The sequence below is a fragment of the Herbaspirillum robiniae genome (assembly GCF_002213415.1).
In the GTDB taxonomy this organism is placed as follows: domain Bacteria; phylum Pseudomonadota; class Gammaproteobacteria; order Burkholderiales; family Burkholderiaceae_D; genus Herbaspirillum; species Herbaspirillum robiniae.
This window is the reverse complement of sequence record NZ_NJGU01000030.1, coordinates 1-557: the sequence shown is the minus strand read 5'-3', so window position 1 is coordinate 557 and position 557 is coordinate 1. Positions and strand designations below refer to the sequence as shown.

Annotated in this window: 1 protein-coding gene; it reads right to left on the bottom strand. The window is 63.0% G+C overall.

Features of this window, described 5'->3' with window-relative positions; all coding sequences use genetic code 11:
• Window positions 1–557: GTP-binding protein (locus tag CEJ42_RS24330; RefSeq protein WP_243397948.1), on the bottom strand; the 557-nt coding region annotated here is incomplete at both ends.

Below are 557 nucleotides of genomic sequence, written 5' to 3'. Positions count from 1 at the left end.
CGCTGCACGTCTTCACGCTTGGTGCCGCGCAGCAGCACGCCGACGTTGTCGCCAGCCTGACCTTGGTCCAGCAGCTTGCGGAACATTTCCACGCCGGTGCAGGTGGTCTTCTGGGTGTCGGCGATACCGACGATTTCGATTTCTTCGCCGACCTTGATGATGCCGCGCTCAACGCGACCGGTCACCACGGTGCCGCGACCCGAGATCGAGAACACGTCTTCCACGGGCATCAGGAAGGTACCGTCGATGGCGCGTTCCGGAGTCGGGATGTAGGTGTCCAGAGCTTCGGCCAGGGCCATGATGGCTTGCTCGCCCAGGGGACCGGTGTCGCCTTCCAGCGCCAGCTTGGCCGAACCCTTGATGATGGGCAGGTCGTCGCCGGGGAACTCGTACTTCGACAGCAGTTCACGCACTTCCATTTCCACCAGTTCCAGCAGCTCAGCGTCGTCCACCATGTCGGCCTTGTTCAGGAACACGATGATGTAAGGAACGCCGACCTGACGCGACAGCAGGATGTGTTCGCGGGTCTGGGGCATCGGGCCGTCAGCGGCCGAGCA